Origin of the sequence: Catellatospora tritici (assembly GCF_019083965.1) — a bacterium.
GTDB lineage: Bacteria > Actinomycetota > Actinomycetes > Mycobacteriales > Micromonosporaceae > Catellatospora > Catellatospora tritici.
This window is the reverse complement of record NZ_JAHRCY010000019.1, coordinates 79,199-97,568: the sequence shown is the minus strand read 5'-3', so window position 1 is coordinate 97,568 and position 18,370 is coordinate 79,199. Positions and strand designations below refer to the sequence as shown.

15 protein-coding genes are annotated in these 18,370 nt (G+C 72.8%); 6 read left to right on the top strand and 9 right to left on the bottom strand.

Translation table 11 applies throughout. From position 1 onward, the window contains the following. Positions 1 to 151: 151 nt before the first annotated feature. Positions 152 to 3,697, bottom strand: coding sequence for an ABC transporter ATP-binding protein/permease (locus tag KUA19_RS32405; RefSeq protein WP_217402205.1), 3,546 nt, complete (start codon positions 3,695 to 3,697; stop codon positions 152 to 154). Positions 3,698 to 4,079: 382 nt separating this feature from the next. On the opposite strand from KUA19_RS32405, the gene KUA19_RS32400 reads away from it, so the two are divergent. Further along, the gene (locus KUA19_RS32400) at positions 4,080 to 4,445 is read left to right on the top strand and encodes a DUF6401 family natural product biosynthesis protein (RefSeq protein ID WP_217402203.1); all 366 of its coding nucleotides are present in this window, start codon (positions 4,080 to 4,082) and stop codon (positions 4,443 to 4,445) included. Positions 4,446 to 4,470: 25 nt separating this feature from the next. Here the strand turns inward: KUA19_RS32400 and KUA19_RS32395 are convergent, their stop codons facing one another. Continuing rightward, complete coding sequence (locus KUA19_RS32395; RefSeq protein WP_217402202.1) at positions 4,471 to 4,776, bottom strand: DUF6582 domain-containing protein; 306 nt, start codon at positions 4,774 to 4,776, stop codon at positions 4,471 to 4,473. Between the two features lie 114 nt (positions 4,777 to 4,890). Here KUA19_RS32395 and KUA19_RS32390 point away from each other — a divergent pair, with 114 nt between their 5' ends. Beyond that, entirely contained in the window at positions 4,891 to 5,682 is a 792-nt protein-coding gene (locus tag KUA19_RS32390) for a maleylpyruvate isomerase family mycothiol-dependent enzyme (protein ID WP_217402200.1), read from the top strand. Between the two features lie 78 nt (positions 5,683 to 5,760). On the opposite strand, the gene KUA19_RS32385 is transcribed toward KUA19_RS32390, so the two are convergent. The 4 genes from KUA19_RS32385 to KUA19_RS32370 all read right to left on the bottom strand — a co-directional run bounded on the left by KUA19_RS32385 (position 5,761) and on the right by KUA19_RS32370 (position 10,483). After that, positions 5,761 to 7,314, bottom strand: a complete 1,554-nt coding sequence (locus KUA19_RS32385; protein ID WP_217402198.1) for a hypothetical protein — start codon at positions 7,312 to 7,314, stop codon at positions 5,761 to 5,763. Positions 7,315 to 7,484: 170 nt separating this feature from the next. Beyond that, a complete protein-coding gene (locus tag KUA19_RS32380; RefSeq protein ID WP_217402196.1) occupies positions 7,485 to 9,158 on the bottom strand; it encodes an NAD-binding protein in 1,674 nt (557 codons plus the stop codon). Between the two features lie 46 nt (positions 9,159 to 9,204). Then, a complete protein-coding gene (locus KUA19_RS32375; protein WP_217402195.1) occupies positions 9,205 to 9,741 on the bottom strand; it encodes a DUF4142 domain-containing protein in 537 nt (178 codons plus the stop codon). 79 nt (positions 9,742 to 9,820) lie between these two features. Beyond that, a complete protein-coding gene (locus KUA19_RS32370) occupies positions 9,821 to 10,483 on the bottom strand; it encodes an NAD(P)-dependent oxidoreductase (protein ID WP_217402193.1) in 663 nt (220 codons plus the stop codon). Between the two features lie 92 nt (positions 10,484 to 10,575). On the opposite strand from KUA19_RS32370, the gene KUA19_RS32365 reads away from it, so the two are divergent. Both KUA19_RS32365 and KUA19_RS32360 read left to right on the top strand, forming a co-directional pair. After that, positions 10,576 to 11,058, top strand: coding sequence for a MarR family transcriptional regulator (locus tag KUA19_RS32365; RefSeq protein ID WP_217402191.1), 483 nt, complete (start codon positions 10,576 to 10,578; stop codon positions 11,056 to 11,058). A gap of 100 nt (positions 11,059 to 11,158) precedes the next feature. After that, complete coding sequence (locus KUA19_RS32360) at positions 11,159 to 13,177, top strand: cellulose binding domain-containing protein (RefSeq protein ID WP_217402189.1); 2,019 nt, start codon at positions 11,159 to 11,161, stop codon at positions 13,175 to 13,177. 153 nt (positions 13,178 to 13,330) lie between these two features. Here KUA19_RS32360 and KUA19_RS32355 read toward each other — a convergent pair whose 3' ends face one another. Beyond that, a complete protein-coding gene (locus KUA19_RS32355) occupies positions 13,331 to 14,476 on the bottom strand; it encodes an FAD-dependent oxidoreductase (protein WP_217402187.1) in 1,146 nt (381 codons plus the stop codon). A 99-nt stretch (positions 14,477 to 14,575) separates the two neighbouring features. On the opposite strand from KUA19_RS32355, the gene KUA19_RS32350 reads away from it, so the two are divergent. Beyond that, positions 14,576 to 15,130 (top strand): TetR/AcrR family transcriptional regulator, encoded by a 555-nt coding sequence (locus KUA19_RS32350; RefSeq protein ID WP_217402185.1) that lies wholly within the window; start codon positions 14,576 to 14,578, stop codon positions 15,128 to 15,130. 64 nt (positions 15,131 to 15,194) lie between these two features. Further along, positions 15,195 to 16,448 carry a Gfo/Idh/MocA family protein gene (locus KUA19_RS32345; RefSeq protein WP_217402183.1) on the top strand — a complete coding sequence of 418 codons (1,254 nt, stop codon included), beginning with the start codon at positions 15,195 to 15,197 and terminating at the stop codon, positions 16,446 to 16,448. A gap of 147 nt (positions 16,449 to 16,595) precedes the next feature. On the opposite strand, the gene KUA19_RS32340 is transcribed toward KUA19_RS32345, so the two are convergent. Together KUA19_RS32340 and KUA19_RS32335 are read right to left on the bottom strand one after the other, a co-directional pair. Further along, entirely contained in the window at positions 16,596 to 17,684 is a 1,089-nt protein-coding gene (locus KUA19_RS32340; RefSeq protein WP_217402181.1) for a hypothetical protein, read from the bottom strand. Beyond that, complete coding sequence (locus KUA19_RS32335) at positions 17,677 to 18,018, bottom strand: PadR family transcriptional regulator (RefSeq protein ID WP_308167772.1); 342 nt, start codon at positions 18,016 to 18,018, stop codon at positions 17,677 to 17,679. The genes KUA19_RS32340 and KUA19_RS32335 overlap by 8 nt, the downstream gene beginning before the upstream one ends. Between the last annotated feature and the right edge of the window lie 352 nt (positions 18,019 to 18,370).

Here is an 18,370-nt window from a genome sequence, read left to right as displayed (position 1 = left end):
GCAGCGTGGAGGCACTCGCTGTCCGGGCGGGGACAGTGATGTGACGCCGTGGTGAAGCGCGGCGGATCAGTCGGCGTGGGACGCTGCTCGCAGCAGGCTATCGGCCGTGAATGCTGACGTCCATCGATGTATTTTCGAAACCTCGTCGACGTCAGCCCGCCAGGTGGCCCCAGCGGTCCTCAAGCTCGGCCCAGGTGCCCTGTGCCATCGGGCGACCGCCGCTCAGCACCAGCACCCGGTCGGCCTGGGCCAGCGCGGCGCGCTTGGACGTCGAACCGACCACGGTCACGCCCGAGCCGCGCAGCGCGTCCCACAGCGCCAGCTCGGTGGTGACGTCCAGCGCCGAGGAGACGTCGTCGGCCAGCAGCAGCTCGGTGCCCGGCGCCAACGCGCGGGCCAGCGCGAGGCGCTGCAGCTGCCCGCCGGACAGCCGGGTGCCCTTGTGCCCGATCAGCAGCTCCAGGCCGCTGCCCGCCGCCGCCAGGTCGTGTTCGAGCTGCGCCGTGGCGACGGCCGCGGCCGCGTTGACGTCGTGGCCCAGCCGGATGTTGTCGCTGACCGTGCCGGACAGCACCCGGGGCAGCTGCGCCACGTAGCCGACCTGGTTGGGGCGCAGGAACAGCTCCGGCTCGGTGACCTGGTCGCCGTTCCAGGACAGCGCCCCGCGATGGTGCACGATCCCGGCCAGCGCCCGCAGCAGCGACGACTTGCCCGAGCCGACCGGACCCACGACCAGCACCAGCTCGCCGCGGCCCACGGTCAGGTCGATGTCGCTCACCCCGACGGTGCCGTCCTCGTGTACGGCGGTGAACCCGGTCAGGTCCAGTCGCCGCAGCGGATGCCGGGGCGCGGCCTGCGGGCCGGGGGCGGTGCCCGCCGAGATGTCGACGCCGGGCACGGACGCGGAGTACGCGTCGGTGCCCGCCATGGCGACGGTCCGTCCAGTCCACACCCGGGCCGAGGGCAGCTGCGACAGCAGCGAAGCGGTGGTCCAGGCGAACCAGCGCGCCGCGCCCAGCGTCGACACCACGATCAGCGTGGTGGCGGCCGGAAGCTGCCCGGCCATGTACAGCGCCCAGGCGCCGATCGGCAGCAGGCCGCTGAGGATCGCCGGGGTCGAGCGTGACCACACCTGCGTGGCGATCTCGCGGCGCTGCCTGTCGCTGCGGACGGTGTCCAGGTCGGCCAGGCGGGTCAGCACCGGCCGGGTCGCCCCGGCGAGCTTGACCGTGCGCGCCGACGACAGCGACGACACCAGGAACGTGGCGAAGGCGGCCCGCGCCTCGACGGTCTTGGCCGCCGACCGTTTGAGCACCGGGCCGAACAGCGCCGCGGTCAGCCCCGACACCAGCATCGTGCCCGCGAAGAACAGGCCGGGCACGAACGAGCCGGACACCAGCGTCATCGCGCTGATCGCGATCACGCAGATGAACTGGTCAATCAGGTTGTCGGCCAGGATCACCACCCGCTCGTTGTCGCCGCCCTGGGCCACGACCTCGGCCGGGGTGTGCGTACTGACCCGGCGGGGCCCGGTCTGGCCGTGCACCAGCCGCAGGTTGATGCGCAGCATCTGCCGCACCCACCACTCCGGGAACCAGATCGCGGTGAAGTACGTCGTCGGGACGGTGAGCACCAGCGCCGCGCTGATGCCCAGCGCGGGCCACCACGGGCTGCCGGTGCCGTCGACCAGGTCGGCCCAGAACCAGGGCAGAACGGCCCCGTCGAGGCCGAGCAGGACCATGACCAGGAACAGCAGCACCGAGCCGAGGCCGAAGCGCGGGTCGTTGACCATCAGCCGGTAGATCTCGCGCAGCGTGCGTACGCGCGGAGCCGGGGGCAGGGGCGGCGGGTCGGCCTTCGGCGGCGGGGTGGCGTCGGGCTCGTCGACCAGGGCCGCGGGTGAGTCGGGGGCGACGATCTCCTCGTCGAGTACGGCCGTCGCGGTGCGCGCGCCGTCCAGGCCGTACTCGGTGGCCAGCACGAGTCCGCCGCCGACCTGAGTGGGGACGGCGGCGGTGTCGACGGGGTCGGCCAGGCCGATCCGGCTGCTGGCCAGCAGTTGGGCGAAGCGGCGCGACTCGCGCAGCGGCCCGGACTCGACCACCTCGCCGTCGGCCAGCACCACGACCTCGTCGCAGGCGCGCACCGACGACAGCCGGTGGGCGATGACGATGCCGATGCGCCCGCGCATCACCCGTTCGGCGGCGCGCTGCACCTGGCCCTCGGTGACCGGGTCGAGCCGGGCGGTGGCCTCGTCGAGGATGAGCACGCGCGGGTCGCGTACCAGCACCCGGGCGAACGCGACCAGCTGCTCCTGCCCGGCCGACAGCACATGGCCGCCCTCGCCGAGGCGGGTCTGCAGGCCGTCGGGCAGGGTCGCCACCCAGGCGGTCAGGCCCAGCTCCTCGACGGCGCGCTCGGCGGCGCCGGTCAGGGCCGGGTCGAACAGGGCGATGTTCTCGGCCAGGGTGCCGGCCAGGATCTCGGTGCGCTGCGGCACCACGGCGATCCAGCGGCGCAGCGCCTCCAGGTCCAGGTCCAGCAGGTCGACGCCGCCGAGGGTCACCGTGCCGCGCGGCACGTCGACGGCCCGGGTGAGCACCTTGGCCAGGGTGGACTTGCCCGATCCGGTCCGGCCCACCAGCGCGTACGACCGCCCCGGTGCGAACGTCAGGTCGACGTCACGCAGCGCGGGCCGATGCGCGTCGGCGGCGTACCGGAAGGTCAGCCCGCGTACGGCGATGTCGCCCGCGCTGGGCGGGGCACCGCCGGTCGGCTCCTGCGTCACGTCGCGCAGCAGCTGCACCCGCGCCCAGGCGCCCAGGGCGTACTGCAGCTCGGGCAGCATGCGGCTGACCTGTTCGACGGTGCCGCCGAAGGCCAGCGCCAGCAGCCAGATGCCGGTCAACTGGGCGGTGTCGACGCGCCCGGTGGTCAGCGCCCAGACTCCGCCGAGCACCACGGCGCCGATGCCGACGCGGGTCGCGCCGGAGGCGATGGTGGTGACCCGGGACGACAGCCGCCACACGCGGCGACCACGGGTCAGCACCTCGGCGGCGCGGCGGGCGTAGAGGCGCAGCACGTACGGGCGGCCGAGGCTGGTGCGCACGTCGTCCTGCCCGTGGACGGACTCCTCCATCACCGCCGCCAGATCCGACCAGGCCTCTTCCTCGTCCATCCGGGCCGGGGCGATGCGCTGGGCGGGTTCGCGCAGCGAGTAGCCGAGCACCGCGGTGAGCACGAGCATCGCCACGCCGGCGGGCCACCACACGAACAGCGCGGTCACCGTCGACAGCAGCCCGACCGAGGCGGCCTGCGCGATCCGGATGCCGCTGCTGCGCAGCTGGGAGGCGACCTGGTACACGTCGCCGTCGATCCGGTCGAGCAGTTCGCCGACCGGGGTGACCTCCAGCGTGGGCAGGCTCTGCCCGAACGCCACCCGGCACAGGCGGCGGCGCACGTCGGCGGCCCAGTCGGCGGTGAGTCTGGCCATGATCAGGCCGACCACGAGGTCGCCGAGCACGACGACGGTCAGGGAGACGGCCAGCGCTGCGAAGGCGAGCGGGGAGCGGTCGACCAGCACCGGTCCGGCCAGGGCCGAGGCGGTCGCCGCGCAGGCGGCACCGGCCACGATCAGGATCGCCACCACCAGGGTGCGGCGGGGCGAGGTGGCCCAAAGGTCACGAAGAAGTCGCATGAAAGGGCCCCCAGCCGAGTTTGTGCTGGCCCCAGCATGCGATGGCCCCCCGACAGGTTTCAAACCAATTACGGCCGGGCGTCCCGGGTGCCTCGATGCGGGTCGATTTGGCAGCTCACGTCAACCGCAGCCGTGCGCAACGGACCCCTTGCGCCACAACGCCATCCGGGGCGTATAGTGAAGGCACGCTCGTCGGACGACTTCCCCCGTGGTCGCCCGACGAGCTTTTTCCTTGCCCGGCTCCGACCGGCCCGCACTCCCACCGTCGCGTCTGGACGAGGCAGCCGGTCGGCCATGGTCGGACCGGCTGATCGGATGGTTCGCCATTCTGTAACGCTCTACGGTGTTGGCACCGGCGCCAGTCGCCCCTAGCCTCGCCCGCATGGACCAGCCTCGCCGCATGGATCGCGACCTGCCCGAAGCAGAGCTGGCACGTTTCGTGCTCGACCGCTACGCCCGCCGCCTAGGCGACGCGGGCCGGGCCGCCGCCGCCCGTGACGCCGGACTGCGCGCCCTGCTTGACCAGCTCACCGCCCGCGTCGGGGACCTGCTCGCCCCCGACGACCGCCAACCCACCCTCGACGAACTCGCCAGCTACGCCGACGGCCTCGTCGACGCCGCGAGCGGGCTCGGCTGGACCCTGCCCGACTGCGAGGACGTGCTCTGGCGCTACGCCGACGAGATCACCTGGCGCCTGGTCGCCGTGTGCGAACTGGCCGCGTCCAGGGTCGAGGGCGCCGACGTCTGAGCGCCGTCGGCGGGGCCGCGCGCCGTCAGCGGCTCGCCGGGTTGGCCGTGTGCGGCTTGCGGCCGAGTTGGCGCCAACCGGTCTCGGCGATGTCCACGTCGTAGTGCTTCGCCGCGGCCCGGATGTTGGCGAACGCGAGGTCTCGGTCGTCGTCGTTCACGTCTTTCATCTGGTCGAACCGGGCCAGCGCATTGCGGACGTGGTCGGCGTCGGTCAGCGGCAGCTTCCGCTTGTCCGGGATCGCGAACACGCTCTCGGGCAGATCGTTGCGCTCGGCGGTGCTCAACTCGCCCTCGCGCTCGTGCGGCCGCCAGGTCGGTTTGGTGTTCATGCTGGTGGGATACCCGGCCGGTGGCTCCGGTCAAACCCGGCGACCGGGGCGGAATGCCGCACCGCGACCGCGGGTTGGTGCCTGGCGGAAGCGTGATCGAACGAGGGAGACCTGATGACCAGCAACGCCGACGCGGCGATCGCCGCGCTGCGGTCCGGATACGACCACCTCGCCCCCATCGTGGCCGGGCTCGGCGAGGACGGCCTGGCCGGATCGTCCGGTGCCGCCGAGTGGGACGTGTCGCAGGTGCTCAGCCACCTGGGCAGCGGGGCCGAGATCCACCTGGCCACGCTGGAGGCGGCTCTGGCGGGCGAGCCCAACAAGGGGATCGAGTTCAACCGGGGCGTGTGGGCGCGCTGGGACGCGATGTCGCGCACGGAGCGCGCCGCCGCGTACGTGACCGCCAACGAGAAGATGCTGCGCCGGTACGAGGAACTCGACCCCGCCACCCGCAAGGAGTTGCGCGTCGACCTGGGCTTCCTGCCCGCCCCGGTCGACGTGGCCACCTCGGCCGGGCTGCGGCTGAGCGAGTTCACCTTCCACTCGTGGGACGTGCGCGTCGGCACCGACCCGGCGGCGACCCTGCACCCCGAGGCGGTGCCGCTGCTGCTGGGCTTCACCGGCGGCATGTTCGCCTGGCTGGCCAAGCCCGCCGCGCTGGAGGGGCGCGAGGCGAAGCTGCGGGTGGACCTGACCGAGCCGCACCGCGTCCTCGGCCTGCACCTGGCCGACCCGGTGCTGCTCGGTGACGTGCCCGAGCAGCCGGACGGTGTGCTGCACATCCCGGCCGAGGCGTGGCTGCGCCTGGTCGTCGGGCGCCTGTCGCCGGAGTACACCCCGGCCGGGGTCGAGACGGAGGGCGCGGCCGACCTGGACCTGCTGCGGCGAGTGTTCAAGGGCTTCTGACGCGTCCGAGGGGCCACCCAGGCCCGTGGCTCACCCGGGTGGGGTTGTGCGCACGACCCCACACGGGTGCGGCAACCGTCAGCGTGTCCCGTGGTCGCCGACTCGGGCGATGAAGCGCAGCATGTCCGCGTGCGGCCGACCGAGGACGGGCTCGGCCCGGTCGATCGCGGCCGGGATGCGCGCGAGCACCGGCGCGGGCGGTTGCCGCAGCCGTCCGCCGGACGGCCACCTTCGGGCGGCGTCCAGGGCCAGGTCCCGGATCTCCGGATCGGGGTCGTCCAGCCAGCTCAGCGCCGTCTCCAGGGCCCACCACAGGTCGAGCGCCGACAGCAGCCGGAACGCGATGGTCCGACTTGTCGCCGGCTGGTCGGGTCGGGTCAGCTCGCGCAGCAGGGCCGGATCCGCCGTCGGGTGCTCCGCCAGGGTGCGCGCGGCCAGCCGCAGCACCGCCAGAGACGGATCGGCCAGCAACGCCCGCAGCGGCTCGGCTGGGACGGCACCGAGCCGCCGCATGGCGCGCAGCGTCGTCAGCCGTCCCCGGGCGGCGGGGTGGGCGAGGCCCGCACTGAGCAGGTCGGCATCGGCGGCGCTGCCGGTCTCGCCGATACCGGCCAGGATCGGCAGCGACAGCGGCTGCTCGACGGCCAGTCGGCGGTAGTGTGCGGCCGGGTCACCGCCGCGGCGGCGGACCGCGGCCTGCGCCACTTCGCGTACCAGCGGGTACGGGTCGGTCAGGGCGGCATCGGCGTCGAACTCGCCCGCCCGCGCCAGTAGGCGGACCGCTTCGGCGCGGACCAGGGCGGTGCGGCTGCCACGCAGGCGGCGCAGGGTCGGCAGGTCGGTGGCCGACCGGGCCAGCACCGCCTGGGCGCAGGTGCGGCGGACCAGCGTGTCGCGGTCGCGCTCGGCGGCGGTGAGCAGCCGGTCGAGGCCGAGCCGGTCGTGTGCGACGGCCGTCTCGTACGCCACGCGTCGCACCCGGTCGGCACGGGCCGCCAGCAGCGGCGCCAGCTGCTCCGGTGTCAGCTCGGGTAGCAGGTCCGCCAGGTACTGGCGCAGCCAGCCGCCGTGCAGGCGTCCGCCCAGCGCCACGGCCAGGTCGGCGGTGGTCACGAGCAGCGGTCCGTCTTCGCCGACCCCCGCGAGCATGGTCAGGCAGGTGCTCTGCGCGGCCGAGCGCACCTGGTGGGCCCAGTCGCAGGTACGCAACGCGAGCACAGCCACGGCGGCGGGGCGGGGATGCGCGGCCAGCCGGATCGCGGCGGCCTCGCGCAGCCGCCCGTCGCCGTGGCAGCCGGCCGTCACGAGGTCAAGGGCGTCGGCCGTGCCATCGAGCAGGGCCTTGGCCAGCCGATTCGGGCCGCCCACCCAGAGCGTGGCGAAGTCGGGGCGGCGCAGTGCCTGGTCGAACCGGATCCACCAGGTCGCGTCCCGGGTGTCCAGGTCGGCGAGGGCGGCTGAGCGCAGGTCGTCGGTCCGGGGCAGGCTCAGCAGCGCCATCGCGGTGTTGTCGGGGCTGTCGGCGGGCTCCTCCGGCACCGCGGGCACGACGGGTACGGGCTCGCCGGCCAGGATTCGACGGGAGCCCCAGTCCAGACCCAGCCAGCGTTTCAGACGTTCGCCCAGCTCCATGTCGCCCCCGTGGTCGGCGCCGGTTGCGCTCCGGCGGGTAGGCCGACCATTCTGCGGGCGGGACGGGTGGCGGCGCGAGCCGGTATCGGCGCCACGACGGCGGCCACCGCGGGTGTCCTGGGAGACGCCTGGTTCTTCCTCCCTGCCACCGTACGGCTGGTACGGCTGGTTCAGGCCCGCGCGGCCCGCGCCGTCAACTCGGTCAGCCCGTCGCGGGAGGCGACCACGGTGAGCTTGTCGCGCTCGCGGACGCGCCGCAGCGGGCTCGGCTTCCACAGCGGCCGCGGCTCGCCGAACTCGGTCACCGCGATCACCCGGACCCGGCCCGGCTGGTTCACCGCCACGGTGGTCTCGGCGGCCAGCGGCGAGCCGGGCGCGACGTACACGTCGGCGATGAGCAGCACCCGCCGGTCCACCGAGATGGTGCCGATGACCTCGCGGTCCATCAGTGCCTCGGCGAAGGCAGGCACGGCCAGGTTGGAGACGCTGCGCGACAGCGGCAGGTCGAACGTGGTGCGCACCCGTTCGGCCAGGTCCGGGTTGAACAGGCGCAGCACCACGCGCAGGTTCGGCTGCAGCTTGCGGCCGTACAGGGCCGTCTGCAGGTTGGCCACGTCCGAGCGGTCCACCGCCATCAGCGCCTTGCACCGGTCCACCCCGGCCTGGCGCATCGTGGTCTCGCGCGCCGGGTCGCCGATGATCAGCGGGATGTTCAGTTCCCGGGCCAGTGCGACGCCCCGATCGTCCTCGTTCTGGGCGATGGCCAGCATGCTGATGCTCCGGTCGTGCAGCAGCCGCAGCACGCGGGTGCCGACGCCGCCGAGGCCGACGACCACGACATGCCCGGCGCGGGGCTGGCTGAGCCGCAGCTGCGCCACGGCCAGCCGGGCCCGTACGGTGCCCTCGACCACCAGCGCGGTCACCAGCGGGATGAACGCCAGCCCGGCCAGGCCCAGCAGCAGCTGCAGCGCCTGCTGCGAGCGGTGGTATGCCGGGGTCGGTTCCGGGCCGCCGAGCACGGCGGTCGCCGCGGCGTAGAAGCCGTCCCAGCCGGGCTCGCCGAGGCTGCGCCCGAGGGCGTACCCGGCCACGACGATGAGCCCGAGCACCAGCGTCACCGCGATGCGGGTCTTGCGGGACACCAGCGCGCCGAGGAACGTGGCGAGCTGGCTCAGCCGGGACGGCCGCTTCGGGGCGACCTTGCCCAGACCCAGGGTGGTCTCCCAGCGCGAGGCCGGGCCGCGCTGCTCGGCCAGGACCAGATCGGCGGTGCGGTCGTCGGCGGGCAGCACGTCGGGGCCGCCCGCCGGGTCGAGATCGGCCAGCCCGCACACGACGTCCTGCGGGGCCACCGCCTCGCGCGGCGCCACCACCAGCGTTCGCATCCCGACCTGCACCGGCGTGGCGGCGACCTCGCCGAGGGCGGTGGCCACCAGCTCCGGGGCGGCGATCTCGGCGTCGGACAGCACCCGGGCGTTGCCGAGCAGCGCCTCGATGCCGTGGCCGAGCGCGGTGTGGTACATCCGCACCACCAGCCGGGTCGTGGGCGCCAGTTCGCGGGCCAGCAGCGCCAGCGAGAGGTTGCCCACGTCGTCCTGCACGGTCAGCGCCAGGCCGGACGCCGTGGCGAGCCCCGCCTCCTGCAACGCCCGCTCGTCGACGACGTCGGTGACGATCAGGCGCACCCGGGGCAGGTCGCTGAAGTCGCGGCCGGGTGCCTGCTGCGACGTGGTCATCAGCACGACCACGTCGGTGCGGTACCGGTCGGACAGCTGCTGCGCCAGGCGGTACGTCAGATCGTCGGATCCGTTGAGCACGAAATGGTGCGACTGGGGGGACGGCATGCCGCGGATCGTATCGACGGATGCCTAACCCCGGGTGAACACGCGGCTACCAGCCGGGCCACGTCCCCAGCTGCGCCCCGGCCTCGTCGATCGCGACGTACTGGTCGCGGATGGTGTTCAGCGCCTGTTCGGCGTGTGCTTTGATCGCCAGGTCGGTGCCGTAGTTGCGCTCATGGCTGATGTTGTCCAGGCTGTTGCCGGTCGCGGCGCGCTGCGTGCGCAGCCACAGCCAGTCGAACGGCTGCCCGGCGGTGGCCTGTTTCAGCTGGTCGGTGACGGCCTGCTGGTTCTCGGTCACCTCGCCCGGCAGCTTCACACCGAGGCGCTCGGCCAGGGGCACCAGGTCGGCGTCGAGCTTGGTGTACTCGTCGTGGAAACGGGTGCCCAGGTCCTTGACCTGCGACGCGGTGCCGCGCTGCGCGGCCAGGTCGGCGGCGGCGATACCGGCCAGGTAGGCCTGGTGCGCCGAGATCACGTACGACTGGTCGTACGCGGACGGCTGGGCCTGGGCGGCGGCGGGCGTGGCGGTGGCCACCGCGACCGCCGCCGCGACAACGATGAACAGCCCTCTGATCGGGTTCATGGCGGTGCCCTTCGTCGGGGCCGGTGGTGGCACCGGCCACCCGGGGACGTACCCCCGATCGGCGCGCGCCATTCGCGGGTCAGTTGGCGATGCCCACGGTCTGCCCGATGGTCTCGGGCTGGCTGAGCGCGGCGAGCATGGCGTGGGCGACGTCGGCCCGGCTCGCGAGCGCGCCGGGGGCGTTGCGGCCCAGCGCGGTGTGATAGCGGCCGGTCAGCGGCTTGTCGGTGAGTCGGGGCGGCCGGAACGAGGTCCAGTCCAGGCCGCTGGCGCGCAGGGCGTCCTCCATCAGGGCCAGGTCGGCGTAGTGCTCGCGCAGGATCGCCTTGATCAGCGGGCCGCCGACGTACCTGATGAAGAAGCCGTCCCCGGGGTCGTGGCGGGGCGGGTTCGGGTTGCCGGGCGAGGCGACGGTGCCCACGGGCGCGGCGCTGACCACCACGATGCGGCGTACGCCGGTGGCCTGCATCGCGGCGATGACGGCGCGGGTGCCCGGGGCGGTGACGCCGGAGTCGGCGCGGCGGCGCGGCCCGAGCCCGGACAGCACCGCGTCAGCCCCGGCCACCGCGTCGGCGAGTGCCTGCGGGTCGGGCGCGCTGAGGTCGGCTTGGACCGCGCGTACGCCCGCGGGCAGCTTTCCCGGGTCGCGGACGACCGCGGTGACCTGGTGACCCGCGGCGGTCGCCTGCGCCAGGATGTGACGGCCGATGCCGCCGGTGGCGGCGAATAGGGTGAGGCGCATCGTGCTTCCTCTCCGGCGCGGGTTGCCGCGCCAGGACGATGTGGTCCGTACAATATGAGAATCGTATTATCTGAGTTCGAGGTCCATACAATATGACTTCCGTAACAGGTGAGGCCCGCGACCGCCGCCGGTTGACGGCGGGCATCAAGCAGACCCTGCGTGACCTGCGCAATCAGCTGTCGATCCTCAACCGGCAGGTCAGCGGTCGCCTCGACCTCAGGGACATCGACCTGGACTGCCTCGACGTGATCAGTCGCCACGGCTCGATGAGCCCCAGCGCCCTGGCCCGGCAGGCGGGCCTGCACCCGGCCACGCTCACCGGCATCCTCGACCGGCTGGAGCGCGCGGGCTGGATCGTCCGCGACCGGCACCCCACCGACCGGCGCGCGGTCACGCTGCGGGCGGTGACCGACCGGGGCGCCGAGATCTTCGGCCTGTACGCGGGTATGAACGCCTCCCTCGACGAGATCTGCGCCGGTTACGACGAGGCGCAGTTGCGCGTCATCGCCGACTTCCTCGACCGGGCCAACGCAGCCGGACGTGACGCCACGACGCGGCTTTCCGAAGGCGATTAGTCGGGACGTCATCCTTTAAAAACAGTGGTTGACACCCGGTTGTCTTCATACGACGCTTGGGAGCGCTTCCATTCATCGCTCCCGATAAGGACGCAACCGCATGAAACCACGGACACCGCTGCTCGCGTTCGCGCTGGTAGCCGCCACCCTGGCCGTCCCGCCCGCCCAGGCGCAGGCCGACACCACCGTCTCCGTCTCCGTCAACGCCCGCGCCGGGCTGGAGAGCGTCGGTGACGCCTCGATCGGCGTCAACCACGCCGTCTGGGACGCCGAACTCGGCACGAACGCCGTCGCCGACCTGATGAAGAACGCCGGGGTGCAGGCCATGCGCTACCCCGGCGGGTCGTACTCCGACATCTACCACTGGCGCGACAACACCGCCCCCGGCGGCTACGTCGCGCCGAACACCGACTTCGACCACTTCATGGCCGGGGTCCAGCGCGCGGGCTCGCAGGCGGTGGTGATCGCCAACTACGGCACCGGTACGCCGCAGGAGGCCGCCGACTGGGTGCGCTATGCCAACGTCGAGAAGCACTACGGCGTGAAGTACTGGGAGATCGGCAACGAGCTCTACGGCAACGGCCACTACGGCTCCGCGTGGGAGGCCGACGACCACGCCGACAAGAGCCCGGCCGCGTACGCGGAGAACGTCAAGCAGTTCGCTCAGGCCATGAAGGCCGTCGATCCGACCGTCAAGATCGGCGCGGTGCTGACCACGCCCGGCAACTGGCCCGACGGCATCGTCGCGGGCGGGGACGCGGGCACCTGGAACCAGGTCGTGCTGTCGATCGCCGGTCCCTCGGTCGACTTCGTGATCCTGCACTGGTACCCGGGCGGCTCCGGGGCCGCCGACGCGCTGTCCAAGACCGCGCAGGTCACCGACGCGGTCTGGCTGGTGCGTCGGCAGATCGACAAGTACGCGCACAAGGACCTCGGCATCTCCCTCACCGAGATCAACGCCGGGTACGGCCAGAACACCCAGCCCGGGGCCCTGTTCGCCGCCGACGCGTACGCCTCGCTGGTCGCGGCCGGTGTCTTCACCGTCGACTGGTGGAACGTCCACAACGGCATCGGCACCACCTCCACCGTCGAGGGCCAGCCCGACTATGGCGACTTCGGCCTGCTGTCCAGCGGCGGCTGCAACAGCGACGGCAGCGTTTGCGAACCCGCGCTGAACACGCCGTTCGCGCCGTACCACGCGCTGGCCATGCTGTCGAAGTTCGCCCGGCCCGGCGACCAGCTGCTCAGGGCCGCCGCCTCCGACCCGCTGGTCAAGGTGCACGCCGCCCGGCGCGCCAACGGCGACCTGGCCGTTCTGCTGGTCAACGAGGATCCGGCGGCGGCCAAGCCGGTGACCCTGAGCTACGCCGGCTACTCCCCGGCCGCGAGCGCGCAGGTGCTCAGCTACGGCAACGGCGGCACCGCCATCACCACCACGACCGGCAGCGCCACCTCGGTCACGCTCGCGCCGTACTCGCTGACCACCCTGGTCCTGCACCCGACCGGCTCCACCGCCGGTCCGGCCCGCCCCGGCCGTCCCGTGGCGAGTGCCGTCACCGCCACCGACGCGACCCTCACCTGGACCGCCTCGGCAGGCACCGGCCTCAAGTACGAGATCCACCGCCAGAACGGCGCCATCACCGAGCAGTGGGGCGAGACCACCGCCACCACCTTCACGGCGCACAACCTGCGGCCCGGCACCCGCTACACCGTCAACGTGATCGCCCGCGACGGTTCGGGCCGCGTCTCGTGGGCCTCGGCACCGGTCATCTTCCAGACCGGCACCCCGGCCGGCTCCTCCTGCGCCGTGACGTTCGCCGACGTCAACGACTGGGGCAACGGCTACGTCGGCAGCATCGACATCACCAACACCGGCACCAACCCGATCGACACCTGGAACCTGGCCTTCTCCTGGCCGACCGCCTGGCAGCAGTTCTCCGGCGGCTGGAACGGCACCTGGAGCGCGACCGGCAACTCGGTCCTGGCCACCAACGCCGACTTCAACAAGGTGATCGCCCCCGGCGCGACGGTCAACGTCGGCTTCGTGGGCGGCTACTCGGGCCCGAACGTCCCACCGGCACTCTTCACCCTCAACGGCGCCCTCTGCACCACCCGCTAGCGAGGTAAGGAAGGGCACCTTCTTATCGGAATCCGATGCAGAAGGTGCCCTTCCAAACCGCCGGAGGCGGGCGCGGCGTGCTGGGTGACAGGCGCGGCGTGCTGGGTGGCGGCGTGGCGCGCTGGGGTGGCGGGCGCGGTGTCCGGTGGCGGGTCACCGGCGGTTGAGGCCGGACAGCTGCCAGGCCAGGCGGTGCCGGACGGCGGGGACGCGGCCGACCACGCCGAGAGCCAGATTGCGCAGCGGGCGCCGGGCGGCTGCGATCGTCGCCAGCGTGGTGAGCCGGTCGGCCATCGACACGACCTGCTCGGCGAAGCCGCGCTGCCGGGCGGCGTACGCGTCGAGCTCGTCGTCCGAGGCACCGCCCAGCACCCCGTCGAGGGCTTCGCCGAGGGCGACGGCGTCGCCGATGCCGAGGTTCATGCCCTGGCCGCCGGCCGGGGAGTGCACGTGCGCTGCGTCTCCGGCCAGCAGCACCCGGCCGCGCCGGTACGTGTCGGCGATGCGGTGGTGCACCCGGAACCGCGACCCCCACCGCACCTCGTGCACCACCACGGGCTCGGCCCGCGGCCCGCGAACGTCCAGCAGCCGCTGCACGAATGCCGTGTCGGGCTGCGCGGGCGCCTCGTCGACGGTCGCGACGATCCGGTACGACCCGCCCGGCAGCGGCGCGAGGACGACCAGTCCGGCGGGCGAGAAGTAGAGCATGACCTCGCCCTGGGGCACCCCGCCGCTCAGCCGCACGTCGGCCAGCACGAACGACTCCGCGTACGCCGCGCCGTCGAACCCGATGCCGACGCTCTCGCGCACGGTGCTGTGCATGCCGTCGGCGCCGACCAGGTAGCCCGCGCGGATCTCGCGGCCGTCGTCGAGCGTCGCGGTCACCCCGGCGTCGTCCTGCGCGATCGCCGCCACCCGGGCGGGGCGCAGCACCATCCCGCCGAGCTGCTGGAAACGGGCCAGCAAGGCGGCCTCGGTGTCGGCCTGCGAGATCATCAGGGTGTACGGGTACGCCGTCGGTAGCTGCCCGAACGGCACCGACAGCAGCACCCGGTCGCGGTCGCGGATGGTGAAGCGCGGGGTGTGCACGCCCTTGGCCACCAGCGGCGCGGCGACGCCGTAGGGCTCCAGTAGTTCCAGCGTGCGCGGGTGCACCACGGCGGCCCGCGACGTGTTGGCGCCCTCGGCCTGTGCGTCCACGAGCGTGACCGATCGGCCGTGCTGGGCGAGCACGACCGCAGTGGTCAGCCCGGCCGGACCGGCCCCGACGACCAGCACGTCCACGGTGGGGGTGAGCATGGCTCCTCCTGTCAACAACTGTTGGCCAACGCCTGTTGACATTCACGTTAGGCGCGGGTGACTTGATTTGTCAACGCTTGTTGGCCTACGGTTGTTGACATGAGGCGATCGTCCGCGGAGACCATGTCGATCATCCTGGCGGCGGCCCGTGAGCGGTTCGCCGCCGACGGGTACGAGCGCACCACGATCCGCGCCGTCGCCGCCGACGCGAACATCGACCCGGCCATGGTCATGCGCTACTTCGGCAGCAAGGAGAAGCTGTTCGCGGCCGCCGCCGACTTCGACCTGCGGCTGGACCTGCTCGGCGACGTCCCGCGTGAGCAGGCGGGCCCGGCGTTCGTGCGGCACTTCCTACGGCGCTGGGAGGAGGACGAGGCACTGCAGGTGCTGCTGCGCACCGGCGTCACCAACGACGGGGCCGCCGACCGGCTGCGCGAGATCTTCGCCCGGCAACTGGGTCCGGTGGTGGCCCGAATCGTGGCCGACCCGACCGAGGCACCCGCCCGCGCCGCGCTGGTGAGCGCCCAGATGCTCGGCATCGGGCTGGCCCGCTACCTGCTGCGGATTCCGGCGGCGGCGGCGCTGTCCGAAGCGGACCTGGTCGCCTGGCTCGGGCCGACCATCCAGCGCTATCTGACCGCAGACCAGCCCTGAGGCTTGCCCGTATGGAAACCGCTTACTAGTGTTCCCGGGGCAGCCAGGACCTGGAGGAGTGAGCATGGAACCCGTACGCCTCGCGCTGATCGGCGCCGGAGACCGCGGCACCGGCTACGCCCGCTGGGCCCTGGCCAACCCCGACCGCGCCCGCGTCGTCGCCGTGGCCGAGCCCGACCCGGACCGGCGCGAACGCCTTGCCGCCGAGCACGGCATCGCCGAGCAGCACCGGTATCCGGACTGGCGAGAACTGCTCGCGGCGGGCCTTGACATCGACGCGGCCGTTATCGCTACCCAGGACTCCGGGCACGTCGAGCCCGCCGTGGCCGCCGCCGGTGCCGGGCTGCACATCATGCTGGAGAAGCCGATGGCACCCACCCCGGCGGACTGCGTCCGCGTGGTCGACGCCGTACGCGAGGCGGGGGTGCTGCTCGCGGTGTGCCACGTGCTGCGGTACGCGCCGTACACGCGGATGGTCAAGCAGCTCGTCGACGCCGGGGCGATCGGCGAGATCGTGTCGGTGCAGCACCACGAGCCCGTCGGCTTCTGGCACCAGGCCCACTCGTTCGTCCGCGGCAACTGGCGCCGCCAGGACCTGTCCAGCTTCATGCTGCTGGCCAAGTCCTGCCACGACCTCGACTGGCTGCAGCACATCGTCGGCCGCGACATCGCCCGCGTGTCCAGTTTCGGCGGCCTGCGCCACTTCCGCCCCGAGCACCGCCCCGAAGGCGCGGCCGACCGGTGCCTGGACTGCGCGGTCGAACCCGACTGCCCATACTCGGCGAAGCGGCTCTACGGCGGGCGGCTCGCACAGGGGCGCCACTCCTGGCCGCTGAGCGTGGTCACGCCGGTCTTCACCGAGGAGGCGCTGCTGGCCGCCCTGCGCGAGGGGCCGTACGGCCGCTGCGTCTACGCCTGCGACAACGACGTGGTGGACCACCAGGTCGTCGCGATGGAGTTCGACGGCGGCGTCAGCGCGGTGTTCACCATGAACGCGTTCAACACCGGCGGCCACCGGCGCACCCGGCTGTTCGGCACCCGTGGCGAGCTGGTCTGCGAGGGCGACGACATCACCGTGCACGACTTCGTCACCGGCGCCACCACCCGGCACGACCCCAGCACGGTCGGCGGCGCCGACGCCGCGGGCGGCCACGGCGGCGGCGACGCGGCCCTGATGGACGCCTTCGTGACGGCGGTGGCCACCGGCGATCCTGGACACATCCTGTCCGGCCCCGCCCAGACGCTGAACTCGCACCTGGCGACCTTCGCCGCCGAACAGGCCCGCCTCGACGGCACCGTCATCACCGTCGCGAGGTAGGGGCGGGGCTCACGGCGCCGGGCTGCGGTCCAGCCCGGCGTAGTGCGGGACGAGTGAGCCGGTGGGGCAGCCGACCCCGGCTCGTCCGGACCTGGAGCACGGTGGGCGGCCTGGACGTTGCCGACCGGCCACCGTGCGACGGCTGGTTCAGCGCTCGGCGACCGTGTCGAGCGACGGTGCTGGACCGGCGAAAACGCGGCGGAACGGCGTGCACACGATGACGCCGAGGGTGGTGGCCAGGCCGACCGCGATGACGATCGCGGCCAGTGGGTTCTGCACCTGGTTCGCCAGCGGATACATGAAGTCGGCGGCGAGCAGGACGCCGCCCGATTCGGGGTCCGGCACCATGCTGAGCAGGCTGTCCGCCGTGTTGGCCGCGCACGCGTAGAGGGCCGGTACGGCGAGGCAGAGGGCCAGGATCCGGTCCGCTCGCGGCGTGCGGACGAAGCGATGCGCCAGCCAGGTCAGCACCGGCCAGCTCACGGCCAGCCCGAGGAGGAACCCGGCGAGCGCGGCGACGGGCACACCACTCGGTTCGACCTGGTAGAAGCGAAGGAGCAGCGACGCCTGGTACTCGCTGGGAGCGGTCGCCTCCACCCGCAGCAGGAGCCCGTCGCGCGACGCCCAGAACACGGGGCGCGTGTAGGAGTCGAGCGCGCTGACGCTGCCGGTCTGCCATCCCTCGGCACGCAGTCGCAGGTACGCGGCATGGAAGGCGGCTTGCGCCGTCGAGGGGTACCGGTACCCGCGCACGTGGGCAGCCGGTGCCGGTCGCGCTCCGGACCAGCCCTCCGCGGCGAAGTTCTGGAAGTCGCCGTGGCTCAGGTACGAGTACGCCATATCGAGTCGGTCCGGGGCGGTGACGTCGACCCACGAGGCGTGTTGCCCGGCGAGGGCGTCACCGAGGGCGGCGATCCTGGTCTCGGTGAGCTCCGGCCGTTCGGTCGACGGCGCACCCCAGGCGAGGTAGGCGCCGACTCCGCTGAGCACGACCGCCGCCCACAGCGCCGCCACGCCGACCACGGCCTTGGCCACCCGTCCGGGCGGCGCGAGCCGGTATCTCAGCCCGGACAGCAGCAGGTGGACCGCCTCGTCCCGAGAAGCCCGCAGCTGGCCCGGCCTGGACGCGTCCAGCAGGGTGGTGAGTAGCTCCAACCCGCGTTCGCGGCGGTAGAAGCGCGGATAGGCCTGAAGCAGGCGCCGGTACGAATGCTCCAACGAGGACTGTTCAGGCATACCGCACGCCGAAACCGAAGCCGAACGCCTCACGCAGGCGGGTCTCGGCGACCTTGGCGTTGGATCGCATGCGCTCCACCGCGGACTCGAGCGCGGCCCGGCCGTCGTCGGACAGCGCGTAGTAGCGGCGCAGCCGCCCGGACACCGCCTCCTCCCGCTCCACGACGATCAGGCCGTCGGCGGTGAGCCGGTCCAGGGCGGCGTAGAGAGTCCCCGCCTTGAGGCGGACCTGGCCGCGGGACAGCTGCTCGACGGCCTGCATGATGCCGTAGCCGTGTAAAGGATCGCGGACCAGCGCGGTCAGGATGAAGAACGTGGGTTCCTGCATCGTCATGACAGCAATATAGACGATCTGTATATACAGTCAATCTGTATGAGAGGGTGCGGTCGGCGCGGGTAGACCCGGACATTCGGGGTTGGTGAGGCGGATCCGCTGGATGAGGTCCGATCGCAGCTCGGCGATGCCCGCCACTTCCTGTGCCCGGAGCGGCACCGACTCGGTTCCGGTGAGGTGGATGGTCAGCGGGATCACGATCGGCCGCGGCGGCACCCGCGTCGTCGACGGCCACGAGCCCGGCCTCGAAGACGACCCAGCCCCGCCGGGTCGGCCGGCGGCGTACCCGGAGGCAGAAGGCGACCGAGACCAGGGCGAGCCCGGTGACGACCGAGGCGCAGACCAGGAAGGT